The sequence below is a fragment of the Sinorhizobium terangae genome (assembly GCF_029714365.1).
In the GTDB taxonomy this organism is placed as follows: Bacteria; Pseudomonadota; Alphaproteobacteria; order Rhizobiales; family Rhizobiaceae; genus Sinorhizobium; species Sinorhizobium terangae.
The window spans coordinates 454481-480960 of the sequence record NZ_CP121660.1 but is presented as its reverse complement, the minus strand read 5'-3'; the positions used below and the strand labels follow the sequence as shown (position 1 = coordinate 480960).

The following is a 26480-nucleotide window of genomic DNA, read 5'->3' as shown; positions in this document are numbered from 1 at the left end:
AAATCTTCAATGGACTCGCGCTTCATCCACGGAATCGTGACTGCCCGGCATGAGAGCAGAGCCCTGCCCCATGTCAAGCGGACACGAACCACAAGTAACATCCGTCGAACAGATCGCCCCTTCAGCAAAGCCCCGACGGTTCCTTGCAGACGTGGCGGGCATCCGCGGATCGAGGTATACTCGCGCGTGGCTTGCACTCGCCTATTCGCAAGCTTACAACAGCCTTATGATGCATGCCACCCATACTCCACCCGAAGATTGGCACGAGAACGCCTATGATCTCGTGCGCGGGATCGCTGCCTATTCCGGTAGCGCCGTCGTGGAGGGGATAGGCAGGGTAATCGCCCAGCATCGGGATGCGGACATCGCCAACGCGTTCAACTACAAGCAGGTCGGCTGCAAGATCTGGGCACGTGACAAGCTGCTCGAAAGCGTCGGCTCGACCTTCGGCCGGATTGCGGTTTTGGGCGGCTGGTACGGCGTTCTGCCCGCGATTCTTTTCGAAGACACGCGCTTCACCATCCGCGCCATCGACAGTTACGACATCGATCCCGCGGTGGAAGAGGTCGCACGCACGCTCAATTCAGCACATGGTGACCGTTTCCGCGCGATCACCGCGGATATGTACGCTCTCGACTATCGAACAATCGGAGCCGACCTGATCGTCAACACGAGTTGCGAGCACATTGCCGATCTCAAGCTCTGGCTTGAGCTCCTTCCTCCGGGGGCTCGCGTCCTCTTACAGTCGAACGACTACTTCAGCGAACCGACGCATATAAGCTGCGTAGCCTCGCTCGAGGAGTTCAAAAAGCGGGCCGGTCTTGCGAAGCTCGATTTCGCAGGCGCGTTGCCGATGAAGAAATACAATCGCTTCATGCTGATCGGGACGGTCTGACCTCCCGCTGCCGCAGTTCTTCCCTCAGGATCGCTGCAGTCCTGGCAGCGCCGGTAAGATCGAGCGGCGGGATCTCCGGCTTCGGCCGAGCAAGCATCGCCTCTATGTCCCGTGCGAGCCGGTCGGACGTGATGCCTTCCTCCGGCAGGACGCCCGCGAGGCCGAGCCTTTCGAGCCGTGCTGCGCGGGTGCTCTGCTCGGTTTCGCCGCCCGCCGTGAAGGGAATGAGCAACGAGCCGCAGCCGGCGCGAAGAATGTCGCACACGGTGTTGTATCCTGCCTGCGAGACGGAGAGCCGCGCGCCCGCGAGCAGGCCCGCAAAATCCTGGCGAAAGCGGAAGAGGCTGACCCCGGCGGGAGCTGCCGCGGCGAGAACGTCGAAGTCGCCTTGCGGCAGGTTCGGGCCGGTGACGATGCACCAGCGAAGCGCCTTTGGCAGCATCGCTGCGGCGCCGAGTGCCGCACTGATCAGGTCCTTGCCGACCGCACCACCACCGGCCGAAACCACGATGTCGAAGTTCTCGTTCGCTTCGGCCGGCGGCGGCGGTGCGACGAGACCCGTGTAGGCGACCTTTTCCGCGATCTCGCCCGCAAGCGGAAAGGTTTCCTCAAGGCGCGCAAAGGCCGGATCGCCGTGGACGAGCACAAGATCGAAATGCGCCTTGACCAGATCCACGGTCTCCTCGGCACGGCCGGGTTTCACCCGTTCCTGCAGGATGTCGCGCAGCGAAGTCGCCACCAACGGCCGCGGCTCCATTGCCGCGATGGCATCGAGCAGCGGCAGCAATTCGAAGCGCATCTGTCTGCGACCGAACGGGAAAGCCTCGATGATGACGACATCGGGCTTTGCGGCATGCAGCGCCTGGATCAACAGGTTCTTGCGGTGCTGCTGGAAAGCATTCGTGACCGGATTGCCGTCGGCATCGCTAAGACCCGAAAAGCCCTTGTCGCCGGCTAATATCGGCGGCAGCGCGATCGTCGCCAGGCCCTCGCCCGGAAACCCGGGAACGGGTGCGCCGCCCGTCACCATCGTGACTTCGAAGCCGTCGGCAGCCAACGCTTTAGCGATACGGCTCGCGCGTGCCAGATGCCCGATGCCGAGCAGATGCTGCACGTAGAAGAAGACGCGACGATTGCTCAAGAGGCTTTGCTCCACTCGCTTTGAAAGAGCCCGATCAATTGGGTGACGCTCGAGTGATGGTCGAACTCGGCGCGAACGCGTTGTTCGGCAGCAGTGCCGAGCCCGCGCCTGAGATCCGGGTCACGAATCAGGCGTTCGATTGCCGCGGCAAGCGCCCGCGGGTCCTCGGGCGGCACGAGGAGACCGTTCTGATAGTCCGTCAGCAATTCCGGAACGCCCGAGACGGATGTCGAGACGCAAGGCAACCGCTGACTTGAGGCTTCCACCAGAACGTTCGGAAGACCGTCGCGATCGCCATTGGCCGCAACCCGGCACGCCAGCGCGAAGATGTCGCTGTCGCGGTAGTGCTGAAGCACGTCGGTCTGGTCGAGCGCACCTTTCCAACTGACCCGATCGCCGAGGCCGAGTTCGGTGGCAAGCTGCTTGAGGTCGCCCGCCAGTTCGCCTGCGCCGATATGGTCAAAGCGCCAGTTGAGATCGGCTGGCAGCAGCGACAGCGCCTTCAGCAGGATGTCGTAGCCCTTCTTGGCGACGGCGCGTCCGACGCTGACGATCCGCACCGGATCGGCCGGGTCGGAGCCATCGCGGCGGGAATGGTCGCCGCCAAACACCGGGAAGCGGTCGAGATCGAGGCCGTGATAGCTCAGATGCACCCGGGACTTCTCGGGCGTCAGGCTTTGCAGGTGCTCAAAGCCGCTCCGCGTGCAGGTAACGGTCCAGCGGGCGCGGTCGAGCTTTCCGGAAAGCTCCCAGTTAGCGGACGTCCAGATGTCCTTGGCATGGGCGGAGCAGGTCCAAGGAATGCCTGCGATTATGCTGGCATAGTCGGTCACCGAGGCCGGCGTGTGGATGAAATGCGCGTGAAGCCAGGTCGCCGCGCCCGGCCATTCGGCAACCAGCACCAGCGCCTGTCCAAACCGCCGGAAACGGTTGCGGGACGGGTCGCGCACGAGATCCACAAGGAATGGACCAAGCGCGCGCCAGAACCCGGCTTTCGGCATCAATCGGAACACGGCGCGAAGCACGCGCCACGGCTCCTCATGCAGATACTCCGGCAAATAGTGGACGTCCGCCCGGATTTCGTCGTGCACCGGATGGCGCTTGCCATCGGTCGGACGACGGAGCGCGACGAGAACGAGTTCGTGCCCAGCCCTTTCGAGGCCGAGCAGTTCCTGCGCAATAAAGGTTTCCGACAGGCGCGGGTAACCTTTCAGGATGACGGCAATCTTGCGATTTGGCGACACTGGCTCAGCTCGACTGCTTCACGATGCTCAAGTGCTCTTTCGATCTGTGATCGAGCCAGCTGCCGACAAGCTCGGAGATGTGGACAAGGCCTTCCAGCCTCAGGCCATTGGCAGCGCGCGACGGGGGCGCACGCCCAGGCAAAGCCTTCAACGCAGCCGCGAACCGCAGCGGATCCTCGGCTTCGTGCGGAAGCAGCATCTCGACGAGACCAAGTTCGGACGCCCGTCGAGCCCGGATCAACTGCTCCTCCCGCGGCTCTAGACGCGGCACGATCAAGGCCGGCTTGTCGAAGGAGAGGATCTCGCAATAGGTGTTGTAGCCGCCCATCGAGACGACCCCTCTCGCGCCGGCGATCAATTCCTCCATGCGATTGTCGAACTCGATTACCTTGATGAAGGGAATTCGGCCGCCCTTCTTGATCAGCTTGTTGCGCTGCTTGGCCGGCATATAGGGCCCAAGCACCACGAGCGCATTGTGCGTCAGTTCGGGGTCCTGCTGATAGGCGTGGATCACATCATGAATGAGTTCGGCGCCGTCGCCGCCGCCGCCGGTCGTGACGAGGATATAATCGCCCTCCGGCCTGTGATCGGGCAGCCCGTCATGCGGAACGCTTCGCTGTAGAAAACCGACGAAGTTCATGCGGTCGCGGACGGCCGCGGGCACGTCCAGGCCGACCAGCGGATCGTAAAAATCCGGCGGCCCATAGACCCAGATCGTGTCGTAGAACTGCTCGATTTTGCGCATGGTGTCGCGCCGCTTCCATTCGACTTCGAGCAGGTGCGGTGCGTCCATGATCTCGCGAAGCCCAAGCACCAACTTCGTTCCATGGGTTTTCAGATAGGTGAGGGTATCTTCGACCTCGCTGCGCAGGCCCATGGGCTCCTTGTCGACGATGAAGATGTCCGGCTTGAACGTCTCGGCCGTCGAGCGGATAATCGACTGGCGCATCTTCAGCGTCTCGTGCAGTTCGATGTGCCGGTCGAGCGAGGTGTACTCACCGTTTCTCAGTTTGATGACGCTCGGAATCTTCACGAAGTCGACGCGTGCACGATAATCGAAAGCGCCGGCGATCGTTGCGCCGGAGATGATCAGCACCTGCAGCCCGCTATAATCTTCCACCAGCGCATGCGCGATCGTCCGGCAACGCCGCAGGTGACCCAGGCCGAAAGTGTCGTGGCTGTACATGAGGATCCGGGCATCCTCGAAACGCCGTACCATGCGAAGAACCTTTCGCTCATTATCAGAAGGGCCACAAGAGGATGCAGCGCCCGCAGGCAGTCAAAGGCAGTGCCGGCCTTATTTGTAGGGATCGGCGGCGTCGCGCAACCCATCTCCCAGGAAGTTGAACGCCAAAATCACAAGAATGACTGGTATAGTCGGAAACAGCAGCCAGGGATAGAAAGCAATCACGCTGACGCTCTTTGCCTCCGTCAGCAGGATGCCCCAGCTCGTTATCGGCGGGCGCAGTCCCAGCCCGAGGAAGCTCAGCGCAGTCTCGCCGAGGATCATGCCGGGAATGGAGATCGTCGCCGTTGCTATAAGATGGGACATGAAGCCCGGGACGAGATGGCGCCCGATGATACGGCTGCTCCTTGCACCCATCAGTTGCGCCGCAAGGACATAGTCCTCCTCGCGCAGCGCAAGCAGCTTCGAGCGGACGGCCCGCGCAAGCCCGGTCCAGTCGAGAAGCCCGAGAATCACGGTGATGCCGAGATAGATGAGGATCGGGCTCCATGTGGCCGGCATGATGGCCGCAAGCGACAGCCACAACGGAATGCTCGGGATCGACTGCAGCACCTCGATCAATCTCTGCACCAGGAGATCGAAAACGCCGCCGTGATAGCCCGCAAGCCCACCGATGACGATGCCGAGCACGAAGCTGACCGTGATGCCGAGAAGACCGATCGTCAGTGAAATCCGCGCGCCGTAGATGATGCGCGACAGCACGTCGCGTCCGAGCCTGTCGGTTCCGAGCAGGAAGAGCTGGCCACCCTCCGCAGGACAGACGAGATGCAGGTTGCCCTCGAAAAGCCCCCAGAAACGATAGCTGTCGCCGCGGCAGAAGAAGCGGATCCGCTGGACGTCCGCGGGGTTGTCGGCGTAGTTCCGCTTCAGCGTTGCCATGTCCAGCGTCATCGTCCGGCCATAGACGAAGGGACCGACAAATGAGCCCTCATGCAAAAGACGGACTGTCTGCGGCGGCGCGTAGATGAAATCGACGTTGCGCGTATGCAGATTGTACGGCGCCAGAAACTCGCAAAAGAGGATCATAAAGTAGAGCGCTGCCAGGAAAATGCCGGAGGCGAGCGCCACTTTGTGCCGCTTGAACTTCCACCACATCAGGCGCAGTTGCGACGCCTGGTTCACGCGCACCTGCTCCTCCGTCATCACCTCGACGGAATAGGGATCGAACGGGGCGGTCGATACGTAATGCGGCAGGGGTTCGCCGGGCGCCGGTATAGGTGACGTCACTTCGTACTCCTGCCTTGCAGACGGATTCTGGGATCGAGAATGGCGAGCGCCAGATCGGATATCAGCACGCCGATGACGGTGAGAAACGCGAGAAACATCAGGAACGAGCCGGCGAGATACATGTCCTGGCTCTGCAGCGCCTTGATCAGCATCGGTCCCGTGGTTTCAAGCGAAAGAACGATCGCCGTGATTTCCGCGCCGGAGATGATCGCCGGCAGGATCGAACCGATGTCGGAGATGAAGAAGTTGAGTGCCATGCGCAACGGATATTTGACCAGCGTCCGTGTGGGCGAGAGCCCCTTTGCCCGGGCGGTGACGACATATTGCTTCTGAAGCTCGTCGAGCAGGTTGGCCCTGAGGCGCCGGATCATGCCCGCCGTTCCCGCCGCGCCGATGATGATCACAGGTATCCACATGTGCTCGAGCATGGACCTTGCCTTCGCCCAGCTCATCGGCTCCGAAAGAAACTTCTGATCCATGAGATGGCCGATCGAGGTGCCGAACCAGATATTGGCGAAATACATAAGAATCAGCGCCAGCATGAAGTTCGGTACGGCAATGCCGATGAGGCCAATCAGCGACAGCCCGTAATCGCCCCAGCTGTATTGGTGGGTCGCGGCATAGATGCCGATTGGAAAGGCAATGATCCAGGTCAGCATGATGGTGAAGAAGGAGACAAGGATCGTCAGCCAGAGCCGGTCGCCGACAACCTCGCTCACCGGCAGTTCATATTCGAACGAATAGCCGAAGTCCCCCTGCAGCATGCCGCCGACCCAGTAGATGTAACGCAGCAGCGGCGGTTGATCGAAGCCGTATTCCTTGCGCAGAGCTTCGATCTGCTCCATGTTGACGCCTTCGCCCTGCGCCCTGATTTCGGCGACATAGCTCTCGAAATAATCTCCCGGCGGCAGTTCGATGATGGTGAACACCAGGGCCGAGATGATCAGGAGGGTCGGCACCATCGCCGCAATACGCCAGAGAATGTATCGCAGCATCTCAGGTATCCTGTTCAAGCCAGAAGGTGTCGGGGTTGTACACGCCGAAATAGGCCGTCGGGTCGAAGCCGTAGAGCGCCTCTTCCGGCACGTTGCGAAGCTTCGAGGAGACGACGATTGGCTGCAGCGATGCATTGACGAGGCCGATCGAAAAGACCTGATCGGTGTAGATCGACAACATCGATTTCCAGATTTCCGTCCGTTCCGCGTCGGTGCTCGAATGCCGCCAGCGCTTGAGCAGGTCAAGGAGCTCGACCACAGGCGGCAGCTGTGGCGCCTCGCCCATTTCGCCGTGCGACAGATAATTCAATCCCCAGACGGGCCACTGCAACTGGTCGTCGGCCGTCGGTGCCAGTTGGCCCGGATTCATGTTCGCGGTCGGAACGCCGTTATCGATGCCAAACCACATCGACATGATGATCTCACCGCCGACAGCGCGACTGCGGAACGTGTCGCGCTGGGAGGTCCGGATAAAGAGCGAAATGCCGACCTCGCGCCAATAATCGGTTATAAGCTGCAGAATATCGGTCTCAAGCGTGCTTTCGCCCGCCGTCTCGACGACGATCTGCGCCGCCCGTCCATCGGGCAGGATACGGATCCCATCGCTGCCGCGTTTCGCCAGACCCGCCGCGTCAAGCAAGCTGTTGGCCTGATCCGGATCATATGCCACCCAGGCATTTGCGAATTCGGGCCGGAACAGCGGGCTATCCGGCAGCACCGTATCGGCACTCTCCTTGGTCAGGCCATAGAAGACCGCCATGTTGATTTCGCGCCGGTTAATCGCCAACGACAGAGCTCGCCTGAAACGGACGTCCTGCAGAAGCGGACGCCAGATCGGATCGGAAGCATTGAGATTGGGAAGCAGCGCCAGACGCGACCCTTGCGTCTTCTTCCACAGCTTGACCTTTAACGGATAGCGCTTCTCGGCATCCTTCAGGAAAGTGTAGTCGACAAAATCGATGCCCGCCGCCTGCAGGTCGCTTTCACCCGTGCCGGTTTTCGCCGGAATGAGCGAGGAGGAACTTACGTTCAGCACGAACTTGTCGATATAGGGCAGTTGCAGGCCGTTTTCGTCGACCCGGTGGAAATAGGGATTGCGCTCGAAAACGAACTGCTCGGCCGGAAGCGGTGTGGTGTTCCGCCAGGGGTCAAGCGTCGGCAGATCGGGATTTTCCGGGCGATAGGAGCGTGCCATGCGCATGTGCAGCTGGCTCCACTTCTTGACCCGCTCTTCCTTCATCGTTGCCTTGAGCTTGTCCTCGTCCTGATACTTCTTGTGGAACTGCTTGAGATAGGCGGACGGCATGACGATGATCAGGGGCTGCGGAGCGGCGAGCTTCTGCAGGAAGTCCGGGTTCGGCATCGTCCAGGAATAGCGCACGGTGCGCTCGTCGATGATCTCGAACTTGCCAGCCTCGCCATCCATGACGAGCGCCGTCGGGAGCCCCGCCGGAGAGAGGTCCTCGTTGAGCAGCACGTCCTCCCAGCAGTAGCGGAAGTCTTCCGTCGTGAGCGGCGTACCATCCGACCACTTGTGGCCTTCGCGCAGACGCAAGGTGAAGATGCGGTCCTCGACCGTTTCGTAGCTTTCGAGAACGTCGGCCTGGAGCTTGAGCTCTTCGTCGAAGCCGACCAGCCGGCAATAGCCGTAGACGGTCATCAGGCGGATGTCCTTGGCACTGCCGATGAGGCTTCGGATCTCGCCGCCATACTTGCCGGCCGTACGCCCTCTCGCCGCGACATTGATCACGCGCGGCGTTTTCGGCAACCGCTCATTCAGCGGACGAAGCTTGCCTTCCGCCACCAGCGGCGCGAGCGCCTCAGCCTCTGTTCCCGCCGCAAGCAACCGCGGCGGCAGAACGGTGGACGCCAGCATCGCCAGCGCGGTTCTCCGGGTGATCATGGGCGTAACTCCCTTGCATCCACCGACTTTCGGGCAAGGACGAAATGATCGCCGCCGAGATTCGCGGGAAAGAGGGCGTCTTCCTCACCATCGTCCGAGAACTGTGCACCCCAACGCCGCGTGTCCGAGCCTCCGCTTGCCTGGAGGGCGTCGAAATCGAGCTTCCGGTCCAGATCGGGGTAAGGGACGGCCGCCAGCAGCGATTTCGTATAGGGGTGTACGGGATTGCGCATCAGCACTTCACGCGGCGCGAGCTCGACGATCCGGCCCGCGCACATCACCGCGATCCGATCCGCCATGTAGTCCACGACCGCAAGGTTGTGCGAAATGAAGAGCGAGGTCAGGCCCAATTCCTTCTGCAAATCCTTGAGAAGGTTGAGAATCTGGGCCTGTACCGAGACATCGAGCGCTGAAACGGGCTCGTCGCAGATCAGGAGCTCCGGAACGAGCGCGAGCGCGCGGGCAATACCGATGCGTTGCCTCTGTCCGCCGGAGAAGCTGTGCGGATAGCGATTGATGAAACGCTGGTCGAGGCCAACCGCCTGAAGCAGCGAGCGTACGGTTTCGATCCGCGACTTCGGCGTTCCACGTCCATGGATCTCAAGCGGCTCGCTGAGAATGTTCTTGACCGTCATGCGTGGCGACAGCGACGAGACCGGGTCCTGGAAGACCATCTGGATTTTCGAGCGCAGCTCTTTCAGCGCCGAACCCTCGAGTTTCAGGACGTCGACCGGCTTGCCGCCGTCATCGTAGGTTATCGATCCGGCGTCCGGCGTCACCGCGCGCATCAGGATCTTGCTTACCGTCGTCTTGCCGCAGCCGCTTTCGCCGACGAGCCCGAGGCACTCGCCGCGGCGAATGTCGAAGCTGACATTGTCAACGGCGCGGTGCTGGGCGGCAGCTTTGCTGCCGAACCAGCCCGAGCTGCGGGTGGTGAAGGTCTTCGACAGGTTACGGACGGAGATGAGGACATCGGAGTTGGAAGTCTTGCGCGCCGGTCGATTTCCGAGGAGGTTTTCGGCCTTGACCGGCACCTCGCGCAGCGCCTTCAGCCGCTCTCCGGGCTTCATGTCGAAGTGCGGCACAGCGGCCATCAGGCCCTTCAGATAGGGGTGCTGGGGATTGCGGAAGATCGCATCGACCGGCCCCGCCTCGACGATCTCGCCGTGATAGATGACGACGACTTCGTCGGCCATATTGGCAACGACGCCGAGGTCGTGCGTGATCAACAGCATGGCCATGTTGAGCTTGGCTTGAAGCTCGCGCAGGAGTTGGAGAATTTGCGCCTGCACCGTCACATCGAGCGCGGTTGTCGGCTCATCGGCAATCAGGAGCGCCGGGCGACAGATCAGCGCCATCGCGATCATTGCGCGCTGGCGCATCCCGCCGGATAACTCGAACGGGTACATATCGTAAGCGCGCGACGGATTGGAGAATCCAACATAGCCCAGAAGCTGCTCGGTCCTGGCTCTCCGCTCTTCCTTGTCCGCATCGGTGTGTGTCGTCAGCACCTCGGAAATCTGGTTCCCGATCGTGTGGAGCGGCGACAATGAGGTCATCGGCTCCTGGAAGATCTTGCTGATGCGCGCCCCGCGAATGTCCTGGATCTCGCGCCCGTCCCGGTCGAGCGAGAGCAGATCGACAGGCTTGCCCGCGGCGGCCGGGTCATTGAACAAGACTCGTCCGCCAACACTCGCAACGCTCGGCAGAATGCCCATGATGGCCTGGCTGATCGCCGACTTGCCCGATCCCGACTCGCCGACCAGCGCGGTAACCTTCCCCGGCAGAATCCTGAAATTCGCCCCCCTGACGGCTTCGACTTCGCCGCCAAGCACGGAAAATGTGATCCGCAGACCCTCAACCCGTAGCAGGTCCGCCCCTGATGTCATTGCAGCACGCTTCCCTCACTACCCCAGAGCGTCGTACGTTGTCCCGAAACGCACATGGACGCTCTCCTTTTTTGGTTCTACGCATCGTTGCCATCCAAGGCGTTTCCACCCCGTTGGCGATGCCATAGCGTCCGACACCGAAAAAAGACTAGCCTAGCTTAAACGGGCTGTCCAGCACGCCCCCAGAGCCGCCGGGAGGGCTGCAGCTCGACGGCCAATACGGCCTATGAGAACGGGCAAATGCCATTCGTCAGGACGTCCGCACACCGCGAGGATCGGCGGAAATCGTCATAGTAAAGTGTCCAGTTCGTCGTGTCTGCAGCCCGATATGGCCCGAACTTGAAATACTGGTTCTGGCCGAGCCCCTTATCCGCATGGCCGATATGTCCCTTAACGGTAATGACCGGCTGACCATTGGCGAACAGCTCGATATGTCCGGACCCGTCGGGCCCTGGCTTGGTGAAGACGGCAAAGTCGATCCAGCCGGACTTCGGGTCCGGCAGCGGATTGCCATGATTGGTGACGGTGATCCCCGTTGTGCATGAATTGAAAAGGCGACCGTCTTCGGGCTTCCAGTTCGGATCGGCCGCGACCAGCATGCGCATCTGGTTGAGTTCCGGCCGAAGCCAGACGGGCACCTCCCCCGGCGCGCAGTGCGCCGGCGTGTTCTCCGGTCCGGTGGACACGGGCGGCAGATAATTGGTCTCGACGGTAACGAAGAGCTTACCCAAGCTCATGCGGAACGCCAGAAACGGGCTGAAGTCTCCGTCGGCGCCGTGATCGATTTCTCGTTTCCATTGCGCAATGAGATAGCGATGGTCTCCGCTCGGAACGGGGTCGGCGAACTTGACCGAAAAGCCGTACCAGACGCCCTGGTCGTAAGGCACGCGCAATGCGGTCTTCTCCCAGATTTCCGCCCGCTCGCTGCATCCGTCTTCCGGCTGTGGGCATTTCGGCACGATGGACAGTTGCAGTCCACCATTGCCGGTGCGCTTGACGTCGCTCTGGAAGACATAGGAGCCGGCGCTCTGTTCAAAGTTGTCGCGATAGTAGAGCCCGCCTTCGGGGGCAAAATCCGTACCCTCGAAGCCATCGACGAGCTTCTGATCCGGGTTCAGTTGCGGTTCCGTCGATTGGGCATGCGCAATGCTTGTCGCAGCAAGGGCTGCGGCCAGAAAAACCACGCGGAACATCGAACCTCCCTGAAAGCAAGCATCGATCTATTGCAGCATCTTGTCGATGAGGCCGCGTGGCCCCGGCGACTGCTTCGTATTGCGATAAAGCAACATGACATGCTCTGCCTCGGAAAGTCCATCCTGAGTTGCATCGTCAGGACGCTCCTCGGCAATCGCCGCAAGCGCTGCGTCCTTGGGATAGAGGATGGTGAATTTCTGGCGGACGCCGCGCAGTTTTTCCTGTCCGAGCGTCGCCCAGTCGCCGCCGCAATAGTTGACGAAGGCTTCGCTGGCGACGACGTTGTGGGCGTATTTTTTCGTGAGACTCTGCAGGCGCTGCACCTCGTTCACCGCCGATCCGAAGACGGAAAAGGTCAGCCGGTCACGAAGCCCGACATTGCCGAACATGACGTTGCCGACATGAAGGCCAATTCCATAGCCGATCGGATCGCGCCCCTGTCTCTTCCTTTCCGCGTTCAGCGCGGCCACACGCGCCGTCGCGGCACTCACCGCCGCAAACGCCTCGCGGCTGGCCATTTCCGATGGTTCCTTGTGGCGGCCGCATGGATAGACTGCAATGAACCCGTCTCCAACGAAGCTCAGGATCTGCCCGCCGTTTCGGTTGAACGGCGTCGCGATCGCATCGAAAAAGCCGTTCAGCGTCTCGATATAGGCCTGGCGACCTTCCTTCTCGGCGAGCATGGTCGATCCCCGCATGTCCGCCATCACCAGCACGGCGCGGACCGTCTCGCCGTCGCCGCGTCGCACCTGCCCGCTCATCACGCGACGCCCGGCGTTGGCGCCGAGATAGGTCGTCAGCATGTTGTCGGCGAGCTTGCCGAGAACCGCGACCTTGGCGGCAACCGCCAGATGATTCTGAAGCTTCAGCAACGCCGCGATCACGTCGTCGCTGAAGCCGCCGTGGCGATCCGTCGTCCAGGACCCCACCATGCCATGGTCGGAATCGGTCCCGAGCGGCTGCATGAAGGCCAGATAGTCGGTGGCCCCATGCTCTTTCAGCTCATCGAAAATCGGAAACTCCGACGGCTCCGTCGGATCGATGCGCCGCCTCACGTGATCGAGGTTGTTGTTGAGCAGATAATAGTAGGGGCTGCGCAGAAACCGGTCGGGATTGAGCGCCAGCTCCTCATGGCGCAAACCGCTCACCTCGACGCCCTTGCCGCGCCACCAGGTAAAACCGAGCGCGTCGTAAAGCGGATGCAGCATCGAGAAGGAGAGATGCACGCGCATGAGCGGCAGGCCCGCCGCCGCCAGCCGTTCGCAGAAGCCGCGCACGAGCGTTTCGAGCGTCTCGTCGCTCAACGATGCTCGCATGAGCCAGTCTGCGACCTTGTCCAGAAGAATTTCGGAAACAACGCTATTGTTGATCGGGCTCATGGCATTCCTCATCATCGGCATGACGGTCAACACCGACGGCTATCGCGCGGACCTTGCAATCAAGGCCGCGTCCACCTGTGATGCCCGTTGTAACGAACGGCGTCTGCCGCGCCTGGCGGCAGTAGTTGCGGCGATTCTATCGCAGCGTCTTCTTGCTCCGAGATATTTACGGGCGAGCCCGATTTCCAGAGACGTTCGAAATTTTTAATCACACGTCGAATGTACGCCAGGTCGGCCGTTGAATTGCACCCTGCAATTGTTGGGGCGGCATACGACGCGCGGGCCTGCGCTTGACTTGCGACGCCTTTCTCGCCAACAAAACGGCGACATTTTCCGGCAATCGGGATCGTAGCATTCGCCCGCCCTGCCCCTGACAGATGGAACCCTATCTTGACCGCCCTTCATCACGACAGGTTGCTTGAATCGATCTCCGCGCGCCAGGCACGGATTGGTATCATCGGCCTTGGCTATGTCGGTCTGCCGCTTGCCGTCGCGGTGGCACGCTCCGGTTTTCCGGTGACGGGGTTCGACATCGATCCCGCAAAGATCATCGCCCTCGACAGCGGCCGCTCCTATATCGAGGCGGTCACGGATGAGGCGCTTGGCCGTGAGATCCGCGCGGGCCGCTTCCGTTCGACGACCGATTTCACTGATCTTGGCCTGTGCGACGTGATCGTCATCTGCGTGCCGACGCCATTGACCAAGCACCGCGACCCCGACCTCTCTTTCGTTGAAGGAACGGCACGCTCGATCGCCGCAACACTGAGGCCGGGCCAGCTCGTGGTTCTCGAGTCGACCACTTATCCCGGCACCACCGACGGCATCGTCCGTTCGATCCTCGAAGAAGCGGGGCTGAAGTCCGGCGAGGACTTCTTCCTCGGTTTCTCGCCGGAGCGCGAAGACCCGGGCAACCGCGCCTTTGAAACCGCGAGCATCCCGAAGATCGTGGCCGGCGACGGTCCGCTGGCGGCGGCGCTGATGCAGCAGTTCTATGGCGCCGTGGTCAAGACCGTCGTACCGGTCTCCTCGAACGCCACGGCCGAAGCGGTGAAGCTTACCGAGAACATCTTCCGCGCTGTCAACATCGCCCTCGTCAACGAGCTCAAGGTCGTCTACGAGGCCATGGGGATCGACATCTGGGAAGTCATCGAAGCGGCCAAGACGAAGCCGTTCGGCTATATGCCTTTCTACCCGGGACCGGGACTCGGCGGACATTGCATCCCGATCGACCCGTTCTACCTCACCTGGAAGTCCCGCGAATACGAACTGCCGACCCGTTTCATCGAACTCGCCGGCGAGATCAATTCGGCGATGCCGCGCCATGTCGTCGGCCGGTTAGCCGAGGCGCTCGACAGGCGGCAGGGCAAGGCGCTCAGCCGCTCCAACGTTCTCGTCGTCGGTCTCGCCTACAAGAAGAACGTACCGGACATTCGCGAAAGCCCCTCGCTCAGGCTGATCGAGATCATCGAGGAGCGCGGCGGCAACGCCGCCTTCTACGATCCGCATGTCGACGAGATCCCTTCGACCCGCGAGCATCTCCCCTTGAAGGGCCGTCGATCGATCCCCTTCGACGAGGAGAGCGTGCGCCGGTTCGATGCCGTGCTTATCGCAACGGACCATGACGGCATCGACTACAAGGCGCTGGCCGATTGGGCACCGCTGATCGTCGATACGCGCAACGTCTTTGCACGTCTCGGCATTGTTGCGGACCACGTGGTCAAGGCCTGACGTTCCTTGCGAGCATTCGCGCCTTTAGATCGCAATGATTTCGGATCGATTCGACCGAAATCATTGCGATCTAGCCGACTGGAGCGAGCGCCGCCTTGAGGTTCTTCGCCGCCATGGCGTAGCCCCCGGCGGCCCCGTCGATGAAATGCACGTGATCGCGGCTCATGGCCGCCGGTACGATACAGGTCATCAGCGCGGAATCCTGTTGATGCAAGCCGTAGCTGGAGACGCCGGCCTCGGCCGCTCTCTTCAGCCTTTCCTCGATCTGGCTGAGCCGCTCGACGCCGATATCGATCGTCATCTTCAGCCCGTCGTCGAACTTTCGGAAGTCGGAGTTTCTGACGAGATCGCGCCTGTATTGCATGGTGTCGAACGTACCGATGTTCCACCCCAACTTGAAGCACACGAAGAGCATCAGGCTCTGCAAGGTGATCCACGACCAGGCTAGAAGACGTCGCCCTTTCCGCGCCACGGCGCGCGACTCGAAAGCGACCCCTTGCATGGAGAGCCGAGGCTCGGGACCGTTCTCCGGCACGGGATGCCCGCCGCGTTCCTCGCCTTCGGCCAATGCCACGATGTCGCCAACAAGTGCCTGGAACTCCGGACCATTGCCGCGCAGACCCGGAATGGCAATGATCGAGACGATTGCCCCATGGCGGGAAACAATCGGATTCCAGCGGCAGGATAGCCCGGTCAGATCCGGTCTGCTTCCGGTCGGCGCGGCCTCGATCTGGTAGCGCCCGGCTTTCATTTCGGCCTCTGCCCAGCTGGCGCCGCCGCCGGAAAACATGGCGTAGGAGACCTCCTCGCTCGCCTTGAAGCGCGCCACCCGCATGTCGCGCCCGCTGGCGCGGATATCGGCAACCGGAACAAGTGCCGCCCGCAGTTCGAGGCCAAGCTCTTCCGCGACCCAGGTCTTCGCAGCGGCCAATGCTGCACGCGCCTTGGGCGCCATTGACGCCGGTATTGCGGCAAGCGCCCCGTCACCTCCGAAGACGAAGGGCAGGTTTCTTTCGTCGAGCGCATTCATCAGCGCCGATATGACGCTTGCGCCCGCCATATTGACGCTCTTGTAACGCCCCTCCCCAATGGCGCCGGTCGAATCGACGATGTCAGCGACCGCCAACATCCATCCATCGGGCAAGGGCCGGTAGTTCGCCTCGTCGGCAACCCCCTCGAATGCCTCGAAAAGAGGAAGGCCTCCGTAGAACTGCATTTCACCTACTTGCGCCATGACTGCGTCCAACCTTTTTCGACTTTAGCCCTATGCGCTCGGGAATCGCTTTATTCTTTTTCGCTTCGCTCTAAATACGTTAGATCGGAAGACAAAGTTTCAAAACAGGCTTTAGAGGAGACGACTTAGAAATAAAGCAACCCCTACAATCTAATTGGACCTTATGCCGTTGCAGGACCCTTATGATCTGTGCTTGTCTAAGGAAGTGCACGCAGGCAAAAGTGCCGAGGCGAGCAGGACGAAGCAAAAACGGGAATGCAGGAAAACACCTTTCGAGTGCGGTTCTGGGGAGTGCGAGGCAGTTTGCCGGTATCCGGCGAACAATTTCTACGCTATGGAGGCAATACACCCTGCATCGAAGTTCGTTGCGGCAGCGAAGTCCTGCTCTTCGACGCCGGCTCGGGGTTGCGTGAAGCCGGGGTGGCGCTCACGTCGGAGGGCATATCGGCGTACGACCTGTTCTTCACGCACAGTCACTACGATCACATCATCGGCCTCCCCTATTTCAAGCCGATCTACAATTGCAGCACCGCCGTGCGTTTCTGGTCCGGCCATCTTTACGGCAGGATGAGCACCAAGCGAATGGTGGGCGAGTTCATGCGGCCGCCATGGTTCCCGGTCGATACCGACATTTGTCAGTCGAGCATGGATTGTGTCGATTTCCGCCCGGGAGACACGCTCGCGCCCCGCAAAGGGGTTACCATCCGCACGATGAGTCTCAATCACCCCGGGGGTTGCGTGGGCTACAGGATCGACTGGGGCGGCCGTGCCGTCGCCTTGATCTACGACACCGAACACGAGGCCGGGATTCTCGATCCGGCAATCCTCGAGTTCATCGCCGGCGCCGACCTCATGGTCTACGACTGCACCTATCTTGAATCGGAGATGTCGGCCTTTCGAGGCTACGGACACTCGACCGGCATGCACGGCGCCAAGCTGGCGCAAGCGGCCGGCGTGCGGCGCCTGGCCATGTTCCACCACGATCCATCACGGACGGATCTTGAGCTCGCGGTGATGGAAGAGGAAGTGCAGGCCTTTTTCGACGGCGCCTTCGCGGCCCGGGACCGCCAGATCATCGAGCTATGAGGTCGCTTACCCGGCGCCAGCGGCAGGCGGGGTGCACGGCGGTCAGCTCGAACAGTCGCGACAGGAATTCCCATACGCTCTCGTCATGGACGAGATGGTGCGTGAGAATACCCACCGCCTCCTCGTCGACGTTCATCTCGTCCAGGCGACGTATAATGTCCTGAATGATTTCCCGGTGATCCCGACAGCCGCGCGTTCCATGCCAATCCATCACATCCACGTGGGTGTTGATGAGGCTCAGGCCATCCCGGGGAAAAGCGGATGCGATCGAACCGCTCTTCATCGTCTTTGCACCATCCGGGTTGCTCCGGCCCTTCCTTTCGGGACCGAAGACCGAAAGGGCCATGAAGCCGATGCCCGGCAGCCCCTCGATAAGCCCTGGATCGATCCGGTTCCATGGCGGAACGAGAAGCGGGACGAAAGAGGACGGATGGAGTGCCTTGAGATGGGAGTACCCCCTGCCCAGCTCGTCGAGAACGATCTCTCGCGGACGGTGGCCGCCAAGCTCCTGCCGCTTTTCCAGCGGCGTCGCATGGTTTTGGTGCGTCCAGCCGTGAACGGCAATGCCGATATCATCATGCCGGGCAAGGTAATGCGAAAGCTCGCCGCCCGTGTGCCCCGGGATGACCGCCAAGGTGATCGGCACGGAAAAACGATCCGCCAAATCGATAAGCCGGTCGAGCGCCGGCGTCGGCTCGACGGCATCGTCGTCGCGCAACCAGAAATCGACGCGCCGTCCGGCCGCCTTCAAGCGATCGAACCTGTCGATCATCGGCTGCCAAATCGACGTCTCCATCATGGCGCCTTCTCCACGAAACCCTTGAAGATCTCGCCGAGGCGCGTTGCCGCGGCCTCCAACGAGCGTTGCTCGACAACGAAGCGGCGCGCGTTGGTCCCGAACTTGGCACGCAGGCTCCTGTCGCTGATCAGCCGCCGGATCGCCGCTGCGAACTGGTCGATATCACCCGCCTCCGTCAACAGTCCCGTCTCTCCGTCCATGACGACTTCCGGAACGCCGGCCGTTCTTTGCGCGACGACCGGCAGGCCGGTCGCCTCGGCCTCCAGATAGGAGAGGCCGTAGGCCTCCCCGCAGCCCGGCCAGACGTAGAGATCGCCGCGCGCAAGAATCCCGGCGATCGCCCCGGGTTCCTGCTCGCCGAGCCAATCCAGCCTCTCGGCCGGAAGCCCGGAGAAAGCCTCGTGCACGTCCGCCCGGGCGGGGCCATCACCAACGATAGACAGTCTCCAGGGCAGATCGATTACGAGTGCCAGAGCCTTTGCGAGCATCCGGTAGCTCTCCATCTTGTCGCCCGGCCGCATCATCGCCACTGCCAGCAGCCGGCAGATATCGACCTCGGATTGTCGTGATTTGCGGAATGGCGCTACGTCTATGAACGGCGCAAGCATGGCATATCGGACACCCGGTATGGCCTCTTCCAAGCCTTCGCGGTCGCGGTGCGTAAAACAGATATTGACGGCGGCTTGCCTGGCGCCAGCCGCAACCTCATCCTGGGCCGGCTTCCTGGCGCCCACGTTGCGGCGGTAGGAGTACGAGCTTTCGGCGGTAATGTAGGGAATGGAGAATTCCGCGGAGATGCGGGGACCGATGAGGTCCGGCGCCTTGTAGTAAGGGTGGTAGCAGAACCACGCGTCGGGTGGTCCTTTGGCATGCCAGAGGCGTCGAAGCCGGTGAAACTCCAGATCGGCTTGCGCCCGGAGCGATGAAAGTACTTCGTCAGATGCCTCGCGCGAAAAGCTGCGCAGTTGCGAGGCGATGCCGATGTCATGGCCGCCCAGCCGCAGCGCCTCGATCAGCAGGCGCGCCATCTGCCTGTCGCCGGAGGGGACGGGATGATCGGGCGATTTCAAAGGCGCGTAAAAAGCGATCTTCATTCGAAGCGAGCTATCCCGCCTTCACGATCGGATGTCAACATGGGCCGGAGCGAGGGCTGCCGGTAGCCGGCATTACCCACGCGCCGGCAGACCCTGACGCGCATGCAGCGGCTCTCGTTGCGCGTTCTCGAGTTCATTCCGCCGCTGCTTCACCGCCCTGCGCCAAGGCAGCGTTCTTCTTGGCGATTGCGTCGCGTGTCGCGGCGGCCGCGGCCGTCGTCGATTGCGCTTCGTCGCCCGCGACCTGCACCGTCGGCGAGGCAAACGAGATGCCGTTCGTCTTGAAGGCTTCCTTGATCAAGGCCTGCGCCCGTCGCCGCACCTGGGTCTGGTTTCCCGGCTTGGTTTTCATCGCAAAGCTGAGCGTCACGCCGTAATCGCCGAACTGCTCCACGCCCTTCATCTTCACCGTCTCAATGATCAGCGGCGCCAGCTCTGGATCCTCGAGCAGCGCGGCCCCGACACCCTTCACCACCTTTTTCACCTTGCCGACATCGGTGTCGTAGGAAACGTTGATCTTGAACTTGTCGATCACCCAGTCGCGGCTCATGTTCTGGACCGCGCCAAGCGAGCCGAACGGTACGGTGAACACCGGTCCGCGGTGGTGGCGCAGCTTGACCGAGCGGATGCTGAAGGATTCGACCGTCCCCATATAGCTGCCGCTCTGGATGTATTCCCCGATCCGGAACGCGTCGTCCATCATGTAGAACACGCCGCTGATGACGTCCTTGACCAGGCTCTGAGAGCCGAAGCCGAGTGCGACCCCGAAGACCCCGGCACCGGCAATCAGCGGCCCGATCGCAACGCCAAGTCCGGAAAGAACCATCAAAACGGCGACCACCGCGATGGAGACTGCGAGGAAATTGCGCAGGATCGGCAGCAACGTGCGCAGACGCGTGTTACGCGCAAGCCGTACCGGGTCCGCGACGTCGACACTTGCCTGGTTGATGCGCAGATTGATGAACTCCTTCGCCAGTTGCCAGATGAGATCTGCCGCGAGCAGGATGACTACCCCGGCAAGGACGCCGCGGAAGATGCGGTTGAAGACATCATCATGCATCATGGCGGCTCCGTTGAAACGGAAGACGACAGCGAGCCAGGCGGCCGCCAGCCCGATGATCACCAGCCGGGCGCCTCGTTCTATCAACACATTGCGCAGCACGCGCATGCCGTCGGTTGCCGAGGCGTCGAGCATCGCCCTCGTCGTCGCGCTGGTAAAGCGCAAGAGCGGCGGCAAGCCGAGAACATAGATACCGATCCAGAACAGGACCTTCATATCGGCGACCCAAAGGAGCCAGAGCAGGACCAGGAAGGCGATAAACATCGCATTGCGGAACATCCGGCGCGCCGCCGTCATGGGCTGAACAGGCCGGCGAAGTGTCGTGTCGATCGCCAAGCCGAGAATGGCAAGTCCGATTATTGCGGCAACAAGTTTGCGGACGTCTTCCGCAACCGAGAGGGCCTGCATCAGGTCGGTAACCGCCCACACAAAGGCAAGTGCGCAGATGAACAGCACCGATCGATTGAACCAGAACCTGGCGGCGCCCGGGGCAAGTGTCGCATCTTGCCCTTCCGCATCCGGCGTCGGGGCGGCCTCGGCCGCCGGCTTGAAAATGGCCGATGCGACGGCAATCAGCAGGCGCGCGCCGATCCAGGCGATGAGCAGCGGCGCGATCGCGGCCTCCAGTCGGGGCGGCCAACCGGAAAGCACGAAAGTAGCGATCGCGGCGATGGCAAAGGCGACGAGAGGTGCGATGCCTATGAAGGCACCAAGGCCACCTCCGTATTGGGCAGCATTGCGCTCAGCATTGCGACGCAGGAAATATCGCAGCAAATATTCGACGCCATAGCCGACGAGCAGCAGCAAGGCGAACCCCCGCAGAATGGGCATCGTTCCCTGGCTCTGCATGTCGCCGGCGATGCGATCCTTCGCGGCCCGCCATTCGGGAGCCATGCGTGGTACCGCGTCCCGCATGCCGCCCAGGTGCTTCCTGATTTCCGCAACCCATTGGGAGGCAAGCCCGGTGGTCGGGGCCAGGGCCGCTGGCTGAGCCATCTGCTTGGACGTCAGCCATTGGCGAACCTCCGGATCGTCGAGCAATTCGATCAGTTGCTGTACCTTGGCCGGCGGCGGCGCGGCCGCCGGTTCTTGCGCGGCCAGAGGGCCGGTGAGCGCAAAAATCAACTGGAAAGACAGGACGAAGAAGGCGAGAACCACGCCGTTCCTGCAATGACGTGAAGCTGCATGCATGAAGACCCGGCCTTTCCCATTGCGACGATAACCAGGAGGCGGTTAGCCTACACCCTATCCTGCATAGCAGATGCCTAATAAAATATCATAACCCGACGCCATTCTGCTCGATCCGGTTTATCATCAATCGAATTCGCGGGACACGCTCGTCTAGCGCATCGGCCCGAAAATCGGACCCGATTTTCGGAAAAGCACGATGCGTGGAATCAAAGAGTACAGCGTCCTTTGTGCGTCCTAAAGGACGCACGGCGCTGTAGGGCCGTTCTGCCCTTCGTTCCCGTGCCATACGGTATCAGTATTTCGTGCAGGCGGTGTGGCCGCTGAGGACTTGAAACCGGCCGTTGCGCGCATAGTTTTTTCGGTGGACGATTTGGTGATCAAGGAGGGGGAAGCCGCGATGCCGAAGAAGATTGCGAAGATAGCCGCCAGTGATGAAGGCCACGTCGTCTCGACGCGGCTGCTGACGGGCGCCCTGGCGACGGCCCTCCTCCTCTCCTCTGCCGGCAGCATGTCGGCCAAGGACAGCAGGCTTTCAGGCTTGCCTTCGATGATCCTTGGTGGCCAGACCGCAGAGGCGCCGACGTATAATTTCGAGCAGCCATTCGTCGAGGAGGTCAAGGCACCGACCATCACCATCGTCCTCGACAAGACGACGCTCGACGACATCAAAGCTGCATTCGGCGGTGAAGTGCGGATCCGCTCGGCCGGGGATGTTGCCGTCGGCTGGCTGTGCTACACGTTTGCCTCACAATCCGCTCAGCGCGATGTCTGGTTCATTGCCAATGACATGCAGGCCGGATCCGGGGCGGGACAAGTCGTCAATATGATTGCGGTCGAGGAGGTGGCCGAGGATCAACCCGATTGCGACAAAGGGCAATTCGATCTTGCCGACTGGACGATTCCGGTACCGACGCTCGGCGATGACAAAGCATCCCTTCACCAACGCTTCGGCAATGCTCCGGAGAGCGGCCTGGTTCGCTACGCTCATGAAGGAGCCAGCGCAGATGCGCAGATATCGCAGTCGCTGGTCTATCGCTTGAAGGACGGCAAGATCGATGCCGTCGCATTCACGCAGATCAAATCGAAATAGTCGCAATCAGCCGCGGCGCGATCACCCTCGCTCGATCGCGTCTCGTAAGGCCGACCGGCCGCCAGCAGGGCCGTTGCTTATTGCGGATGTGTGCCCAGAAGACTTCAGGTATTCGGGCCTCCAGGTTTGCAGACCTGCGCCGCGCAGTAGCCACGACAGGGCACCCCGATCAGACGACGTTATCAGGCACCGGCAGGTGCACCTTCGACGCCCGCTTCAGCGCGCAGGAGACGAGCCCATCCCATTTGGCGAGTATCTGCTCGGGCATGTACTTTTTGGCGCTCGCCTCCGCCCTTGCCCCCAGCCGTTCCCTAAGGTCACGATCCGCCATTACTCTTTCGAGTGACTCCGCAAGGGCTTCGACATCCTCCCTCGGGACCAATATGCCGTCGCTGCCATGCGTTATCATGGCGCGCGGCCCCCAATCGCATTCGTAGGAAACGACGGGCAAGCCCGCAGCCATCGCCTCCAGCAGGACAATCCCCCACCCCTCGTAGCGTGAAGACAGGACAAAGACGTCTGCGTTTTCGATCCAAAGCCCCGGCCGTTTGGTCAACCCCGGCATTTCCACTCGCTCTTGCAGGCCGAGGGCGTCTCGCAATGCCTCCAGGCTGCGCCTTTGATCGCCTTCGCCCCAAATCACCAATTTCCATTCCGGATGGCTGGCAGCAACCTTTGAGAATGCCTCCAACAAAAGGTCGAACCCCTTTTGGCGTGTCAGGCGGCCAACCGCGGTCAGAATGTTTTTTCCACGTCTCTTCTGCCAACCGTTAGGCAAATCGACAAAATTGGCGATCACCCATCCATTGCGGCGTATTCTCGCCGGAAAATGGTCGAGCGCACCCTGGGTCATCGTGACCAGGCCGAATGCTCGCGGATACAGGCATCTTTGGAGCCACCTCCAAAACGGCCCGAGCGGCTGCAGAGTCGGATTGTTGCGCTCGGAAACAATGACCGGAGCCGCAAAGCCGATTGTGGCCAGGAGCGTCAGGACATTCGTTCGCGTCAGAAAACTTATGACGAGGTCCGGCCGCGAGCGACGGATCGCGGCCCGAAGGCGTTGAAATCGCTGAAGCACGAGGAAGCTGGACCGCATCTTCGTAGCTCTGCGAGGAGGCACACCCAGGCGCACAACGGCAATCCTGGGATCGAAGTCGTAATAGGGCCGCGCATCCGGCGGTTCCAGTGTGATAAGCGTCACCTTACAGCCGAGCCCATTCCAGTGGTTACTGACGACGTTCACCACGTGCTCCGTGCCGCCCGCTCCAAGACCTGGAACGACAATCGTTATTCGCGCGCCGGCGAATGCCGCCAATCCAAAGGTCCGGGAATCCGCACTCTCATTCATATCGAAATGCCCTCCCCCGACTGTCCCAAGGATCGGGGCGACCTCGTCGCTTCGTGCAGACTCCATTGACCACAGTCCCCGCAGACAGGTTTTCGGCGTCGGCACGGACTCGCTCCCAGGTGCAAGTGGCGAGTGCGCTATTGGCAGGATGCAAGTTTTTCATTTCAAAATCAACTAACGGAATTGATTTTCAGAACTCTTGCTAATAGGCTCTAACTCGTTTTTGGACAGTATTTAGCGATTTTCGTAGAATCAATTTTATTTTTACCGACGCCTTCCGGCGATGGAAAAGTATCGCCTGCAGCAATGTCATAACGTATCGAATCATGCCGCAAAAGTACGGGACGAATGTTTTTCCTTTTGCGGATTGCTCCGCCCAATCCGGCAATACGCCGCTACACAAAGCTGAAATTCAAGTAAAATAGACTACATAACATTTATGGTCCCGCTTCAATCTTGGAAAGATACTTTCTCTCTTTTGGTTAAAATGCGGACTGTGGAGGACGTGATGGCTAGCATTTTCAGGCGAGTATGGCGTCGGGTGGAGAAGCGGGTACGGCTTACCGCACATGCGGCTCGAGCCGACAGTTTCCTGATTTCCTATCCGAAATCGGGCCGCACGTGGTTCCGCTATGTTCTTTCCCACTATCTCGCTGCGATCGCCGGTATTCCCGAGCCTGTAACCCTTCACAACATGTTTTCGATCGTGCCAAATTTCGACCTCGACCCGGTGCGCGGAATTCCCGGTTACCGTTTCCCTGGGGGAAAGAGCGGGATCCCGACGGTCCTTGTCAGCCATCTCGACTACAGCACAAGCCTCTTCCTCAAACGTCCGGTGATCATGATGGTCCGGGACCCGCGTGACGTGATCGTTTCGGCCTACTTCCACGCGAGCCGCCATAAGCACCGTTTCGCAGGCAGCCTTTCGGATTTCATAGCGGACCGTGACCAGGGGACGCCGGCGATGATCGACTATCTGAACCATTGGGCCGACGGTTTATCCAACCGCGCTCACTTCGTTCTGAGTTACGAGGGTCTCTCTGCCGATACAGAGCGGCAAACCGAAGCGGTCCTTGAATTTCTCGGCTGCCCGATAGATCGAAAGGCGCTAAGAGCATCAGTCGAGGCTGGACGTTTCGAGGCTATGCAGGCTCGGGAACGTGCGGAAGGCATTCCCGCTCATGACTATGACCGAAACGATGTCGAAAGCCTGCGCATGCGGCGCGGCAAGGCAGGCGGGTTCAGAGACTATCTGAACGATGCGCAAGTGGCGGAAATCGAGCGCTTGTGCGCAGCGAATCTAACGACAGCTGCCAAGCGCCTTGTCGGCCGCACCGGACTGCAGGTCTGATCGCGGCAACAGCGCGCGCATCGCGGCTCAAGCGGAACCGCTGGAAACCGAACTCTTCGCGAGACCCAGCGCTACAGCGCCTCTTTTTTGCATTCATTTGAACGCGCGGCTGTTGTGGCGGTTTCTGCAAGCTACGACGTTCGTGCGGCGTAACGCGCTTCCTTGGCGTGGCTCGCACTCGCAAGCACATCACGCATCACGTGTGCCGCCTCCTCCATCGCGGCCATATCAAGGGACGGGTCGACGAGAAACGCCAAGCTCGTCTCCCCGAGTTCCCGGGCGTTCGGCAGTCGCTCGGCCGAGCCCATGCCGATATCCGTAAATGCCTTCTCCAGATAAATCTCCGAGCAGCTGCCGCTGAAACACACGACCCCCGCCCGGTTGATCTCCGTTACGATCCGGTCCCTGCTCCAGTCCGACTTCAGGAGTTCCGGCCTAAGAAAGGTGTAGAACCGGTACCACGCATGCCGAATGCCCGAGGGCGGCAGAGGCGTACGCAGAGCGTCGATCTCCTCGGCGGCGCTTGCGAGAATGGCTGCATTATGCGCCCTGATGCCGCGCCATTGCTCAAGGCGCTGTAGTTGGCGCGATCCCAATACCGCCTGGATGGACATCATGCGCCAGTTCGTCCCGATGGATTCATGCAGCCAGCGGAAACCCGGTGGATGATGCCTGTTGTAAACGGCATCATAGGACTTGCCGTGGTCCTTGCGGCTCCAGGCCTTCTTCCACAATTCGTCATCGCTCATGGCCACCAGTCCGCCCTCGCCTCCGGTGGTGATGATCTTGTCCTGACAGAATGAGAAAGCCGCAATATCGGCGAAGCTGCCGACCGGCCGGCCATCGATTTCGGCACCATGTGCCTGCGCGCAGTCTTCGATGACCCACAGTCCCTTCTCGCGGGCGAACGCCATGATCGCCGGCATGTCGCAGGGCCAGCCGGCGAGGTGCACGGCGATGATGCCCTTGGTGCGCGAGGTCAGCTTCGCCCTGATGGTTTCGACGGTGATGTTCTGGCTGTCACGATCGACATCCGCGAAGACCGCAACCCCGCCCGCCATCGGCACAGTCGAGGCCGAAGCGATGAAGCTTCGCGGGGTAACGATCACCTCGTCGCCGGGCTGGAGCCCAAGCGCAAAGAGCGCGAGGTCGAGCGCCACCGTTCCGTTTGCAACGGCTACCGCATGCTCGACACCAAGATAGCGCTCATATGCGGCCTCGAAGTCACGGACATGCGGCCCTGTCCAGGCATTCACCTCGCCCGATCTTAGGACGGACACGACATCCTCGATTTGCTCCTCGTCGTAAACCGGCCAGCGTCCCATTCATCCCTCCAGCTCTGTATTTAATCGGTCTCCGGCCACATGCCGAAGGAGCATCGGATCG

Annotated in this window: 21 protein-coding genes; 6 read left to right on the top strand and 15 right to left on the bottom strand. The window is 61.1% G+C overall.

Annotated elements, in window-relative coordinates; genetic code table 11:
* Positions 1-226 precede the first annotated feature (226 nt).
* Positions 227-895, top strand: a complete 669-nt coding sequence (locus QA637_RS20935) for a class I SAM-dependent methyltransferase (protein WP_283066656.1) — start codon at positions 227-229, stop codon at positions 893-895.
* Here QA637_RS20935 and QA637_RS20930 read toward each other — a convergent pair.
* The 9 genes from QA637_RS20930 to QA637_RS20890 all read right to left on the bottom strand — a co-directional run bounded on the left by QA637_RS20930 (position 873) and on the right by QA637_RS20890 (position 13113).
* Entirely contained in the window at positions 873-2036 is a 1164-nt protein-coding gene (locus tag QA637_RS20930; protein WP_283066654.1) for a glycosyltransferase family protein, read from the bottom strand. The two genes, QA637_RS20935 and QA637_RS20930, sit on opposite strands and share 23 nt — an antisense overlap.
* Positions 2033-3280: a glycosyltransferase family 4 protein gene (locus QA637_RS20925; protein WP_283066652.1), complete on the bottom strand. Its 1248-nt coding sequence runs from the start codon at positions 3278-3280 to the stop codon at positions 2033-2035. Before QA637_RS20925 ends, QA637_RS20930 begins: the two co-directional genes overlap by 4 nt.
* A gap of 4 nt (positions 3281-3284) precedes the next feature.
* Positions 3285-4499 (bottom strand): glycosyltransferase family protein, encoded by a 1215-nt coding sequence (locus tag QA637_RS20920; RefSeq protein ID WP_153439835.1) that lies wholly within the window; start codon positions 4497-4499, stop codon positions 3285-3287.
* A gap of 78 nt (positions 4500-4577) precedes the next feature.
* Entirely contained in the window at positions 4578-5753 is a 1176-nt protein-coding gene (locus QA637_RS20915) for an ABC transporter permease (protein ID WP_283066650.1), read from the bottom strand.
* Positions 5750-6748 (bottom strand): ABC transporter permease, encoded by a 999-nt coding sequence (locus QA637_RS20910; protein ID WP_153439836.1) that lies wholly within the window; start codon positions 6746-6748, stop codon positions 5750-5752. Before QA637_RS20910 ends, QA637_RS20915 begins: the two co-directional genes overlap by 4 nt.
* A gap of 1 nt (position 6749) precedes the next feature.
* Entirely contained in the window at positions 6750-8651 is a 1902-nt protein-coding gene (locus QA637_RS20905; RefSeq protein WP_283066648.1) for an ABC transporter substrate-binding protein, read from the bottom strand.
* The gene (locus QA637_RS20900) at positions 8648-10540 is read right to left on the bottom strand and encodes an ABC transporter ATP-binding protein (RefSeq protein WP_153439838.1); all 1893 of its coding nucleotides are present in this window, start codon (positions 10538-10540) and stop codon (positions 8648-8650) included. Before QA637_RS20900 ends, QA637_RS20905 begins: the two co-directional genes overlap by 4 nt.
* Before the next feature lie 224 nt (positions 10541-10764).
* Positions 10765-11733 (bottom strand): polysaccharide lyase family 20 protein, encoded by a 969-nt coding sequence (locus QA637_RS20895; RefSeq protein ID WP_283066645.1) that lies wholly within the window; start codon positions 11731-11733, stop codon positions 10765-10767.
* 27 nt (positions 11734-11760) lie between these two features.
* Entirely contained in the window at positions 11761-13113 is a 1353-nt protein-coding gene (locus tag QA637_RS20890; protein ID WP_153439840.1) for an adenylate/guanylate cyclase domain-containing protein, read from the bottom strand.
* On the opposite strand from QA637_RS20890, the gene QA637_RS20885 reads away from it, so the two are divergent.
* Positions 13112-13321, top strand: a complete 210-nt coding sequence (locus tag QA637_RS20885) for a hypothetical protein (RefSeq protein WP_283066643.1) — start codon at positions 13112-13114, stop codon at positions 13319-13321. The genes QA637_RS20890 and QA637_RS20885 overlap by 2 nt on opposite strands.
* A 182-nt stretch (positions 13322-13503) precedes the next feature.
* Positions 13504-14841 (top strand): nucleotide sugar dehydrogenase, encoded by a 1338-nt coding sequence (locus QA637_RS20880; RefSeq protein WP_283066642.1) that lies wholly within the window; start codon positions 13504-13506, stop codon positions 14839-14841.
* A 70-nt stretch (positions 14842-14911) separates the two neighbouring features.
* On the opposite strand, the gene QA637_RS20875 is transcribed toward QA637_RS20880, so the two are convergent.
* A complete protein-coding gene (locus QA637_RS20875) occupies positions 14912-16075 on the bottom strand; it encodes a DUF3095 domain-containing protein (RefSeq protein WP_153439843.1) in 1164 nt (387 codons plus the stop codon).
* Between the two features lie 255 nt (positions 16076-16330).
* Between QA637_RS20875 and QA637_RS20870 the strand changes: the two genes are divergently transcribed.
* Positions 16331-17161: an MBL fold metallo-hydrolase gene (locus tag QA637_RS20870; RefSeq protein WP_153439844.1), complete on the top strand. Its 831-nt coding sequence runs from the start codon at positions 16331-16333 to the stop codon at positions 17159-17161.
* Here QA637_RS20870 and QA637_RS20865 read toward each other — a convergent pair.
* From QA637_RS20865 to QA637_RS20855, 3 genes are all read right to left on the bottom strand, one after another.
* On the bottom strand, positions 17148-17960 hold the full coding sequence (locus QA637_RS20865) for a polysaccharide deacetylase family protein (protein WP_153439845.1): 813 nt from the start codon (positions 17958-17960) through the stop codon (positions 17148-17150). The two genes, QA637_RS20870 and QA637_RS20865, sit on opposite strands and share 14 nt — an antisense overlap.
* On the bottom strand, positions 17957-19054 hold the full coding sequence (locus QA637_RS20860) for a glycosyltransferase family 4 protein (protein ID WP_153439846.1): 1098 nt from the start codon (positions 19052-19054) through the stop codon (positions 17957-17959). The genes QA637_RS20865 and QA637_RS20860 overlap by 4 nt, the downstream gene beginning before the upstream one ends.
* Positions 19055-19187: 133 nt before the next feature.
* A complete protein-coding gene (locus tag QA637_RS20855; RefSeq protein WP_153439847.1) occupies positions 19188-21305 on the bottom strand; it encodes a mechanosensitive ion channel family protein in 2118 nt (705 codons plus the stop codon).
* 397 nt (positions 21306-21702) lie between these two features.
* On the opposite strand from QA637_RS20855, the gene QA637_RS20850 reads away from it, so the two are divergent.
* Positions 21703-22395, top strand: coding sequence for a hypothetical protein (locus QA637_RS20850; protein ID WP_153439848.1), 693 nt, complete (start codon positions 21703-21705; stop codon positions 22393-22395).
* A gap of 169 nt (positions 22396-22564) precedes the next feature.
* Here QA637_RS20850 and QA637_RS20845 read toward each other — a convergent pair whose 3' ends face one another.
* The gene (locus QA637_RS20845; protein WP_153439849.1) at positions 22565-23743 is read right to left on the bottom strand and encodes a glycosyltransferase family 4 protein; all 1179 of its coding nucleotides are present in this window, start codon (positions 23741-23743) and stop codon (positions 22565-22567) included.
* Between the two features lie 508 nt (positions 23744-24251).
* Between QA637_RS20845 and QA637_RS20840 the strand changes: the two genes are divergently transcribed.
* Positions 24252-25094: a sulfotransferase domain-containing protein gene (locus tag QA637_RS20840; protein WP_283066639.1), complete on the top strand. Its 843-nt coding sequence runs from the start codon at positions 24252-24254 to the stop codon at positions 25092-25094.
* 131 nt (positions 25095-25225) lie between these two features.
* Here QA637_RS20840 and QA637_RS20835 read toward each other — a convergent pair whose 3' ends face one another.
* Complete coding sequence (locus QA637_RS20835) at positions 25226-26419, bottom strand: DegT/DnrJ/EryC1/StrS aminotransferase family protein (RefSeq protein ID WP_283066638.1); 1194 nt, start codon at positions 26417-26419, stop codon at positions 25226-25228.
* Positions 26420-26480 lie beyond the last annotated feature (61 nt).

Coding starts and splice junctions, on each gene's coding strand:
- QA637_RS20935 (WP_283066656.1), top strand. CDS start 227: ATGATGCATGCCACCCATACTCCACCCGAAGATTGGCACGAGAACGCC.
- QA637_RS20920 (WP_153439835.1), bottom strand. CDS start 4,499: ATGGTACGGCGTTTCGAGGATGCCCGGATCCTCATGTACAGCCACGAC.
- QA637_RS20910 (WP_153439836.1), bottom strand. CDS start 6,748: ATGCTGCGATACATTCTCTGGCGTATTGCGGCGATGGTGCCGACCCTC.
- QA637_RS20905 (WP_283066648.1), bottom strand. CDS start 8,651: ATGATCACCCGGAGAACCGCGCTGGCGATGCTGGCGTCCACCGTTCTG.
- QA637_RS20900 (WP_153439838.1), bottom strand. CDS start 10,540: ATGACATCAGGGGCGGACCTGCTACGGGTTGAGGGTCTGCGGATCACA.
- QA637_RS20895 (WP_283066645.1), bottom strand. CDS start 11,733: ATGTTCCGCGTGGTTTTTCTGGCCGCAGCCCTTGCTGCGACAAGCATT.
- QA637_RS20885 (WP_283066643.1), top strand. CDS start 13,112: ATGGCATTCCTCATCATCGGCATGACGGTCAACACCGACGGCTATCGC.
- QA637_RS20890 (WP_153439840.1), bottom strand. CDS start 13,113: ATGAGCCCGATCAACAATAGCGTTGTTTCCGAAATTCTTCTGGACAAG.
- QA637_RS20875 (WP_153439843.1), bottom strand. CDS start 16,075: ATGGCGCAAGTAGGTGAAATGCAGTTCTACGGAGGCCTTCCTCTTTTC.
- QA637_RS20870 (WP_153439844.1), top strand. CDS start 16,331: ATGCAGGAAAACACCTTTCGAGTGCGGTTCTGGGGAGTGCGAGGCAGT.
- QA637_RS20865 (WP_153439845.1), bottom strand. CDS start 17,960: ATGATGGAGACGTCGATTTGGCAGCCGATGATCGACAGGTTCGATCGC.
- QA637_RS20860 (WP_153439846.1), bottom strand. CDS start 19,054: ATGAAGATCGCTTTTTACGCGCCTTTGAAATCGCCCGATCATCCCGTC.
- QA637_RS20855 (WP_153439847.1), bottom strand. CDS start 21,305: ATGCATGCAGCTTCACGTCATTGCAGGAACGGCGTGGTTCTCGCCTTC.
- QA637_RS20850 (WP_153439848.1), top strand. CDS start 21,703: ATGCCGAAGAAGATTGCGAAGATAGCCGCCAGTGATGAAGGCCACGTC.
- QA637_RS20845 (WP_153439849.1), bottom strand. CDS start 23,743: ATGAATGAGAGTGCGGATTCCCGGACCTTTGGATTGGCGGCATTCGCC.
- QA637_RS20840 (WP_283066639.1), top strand. CDS start 24,252: ATGGCTAGCATTTTCAGGCGAGTATGGCGTCGGGTGGAGAAGCGGGTA.
- QA637_RS20835 (WP_283066638.1), bottom strand. CDS start 26,419: ATGGGACGCTGGCCGGTTTACGACGAGGAGCAAATCGAGGATGTCGTG.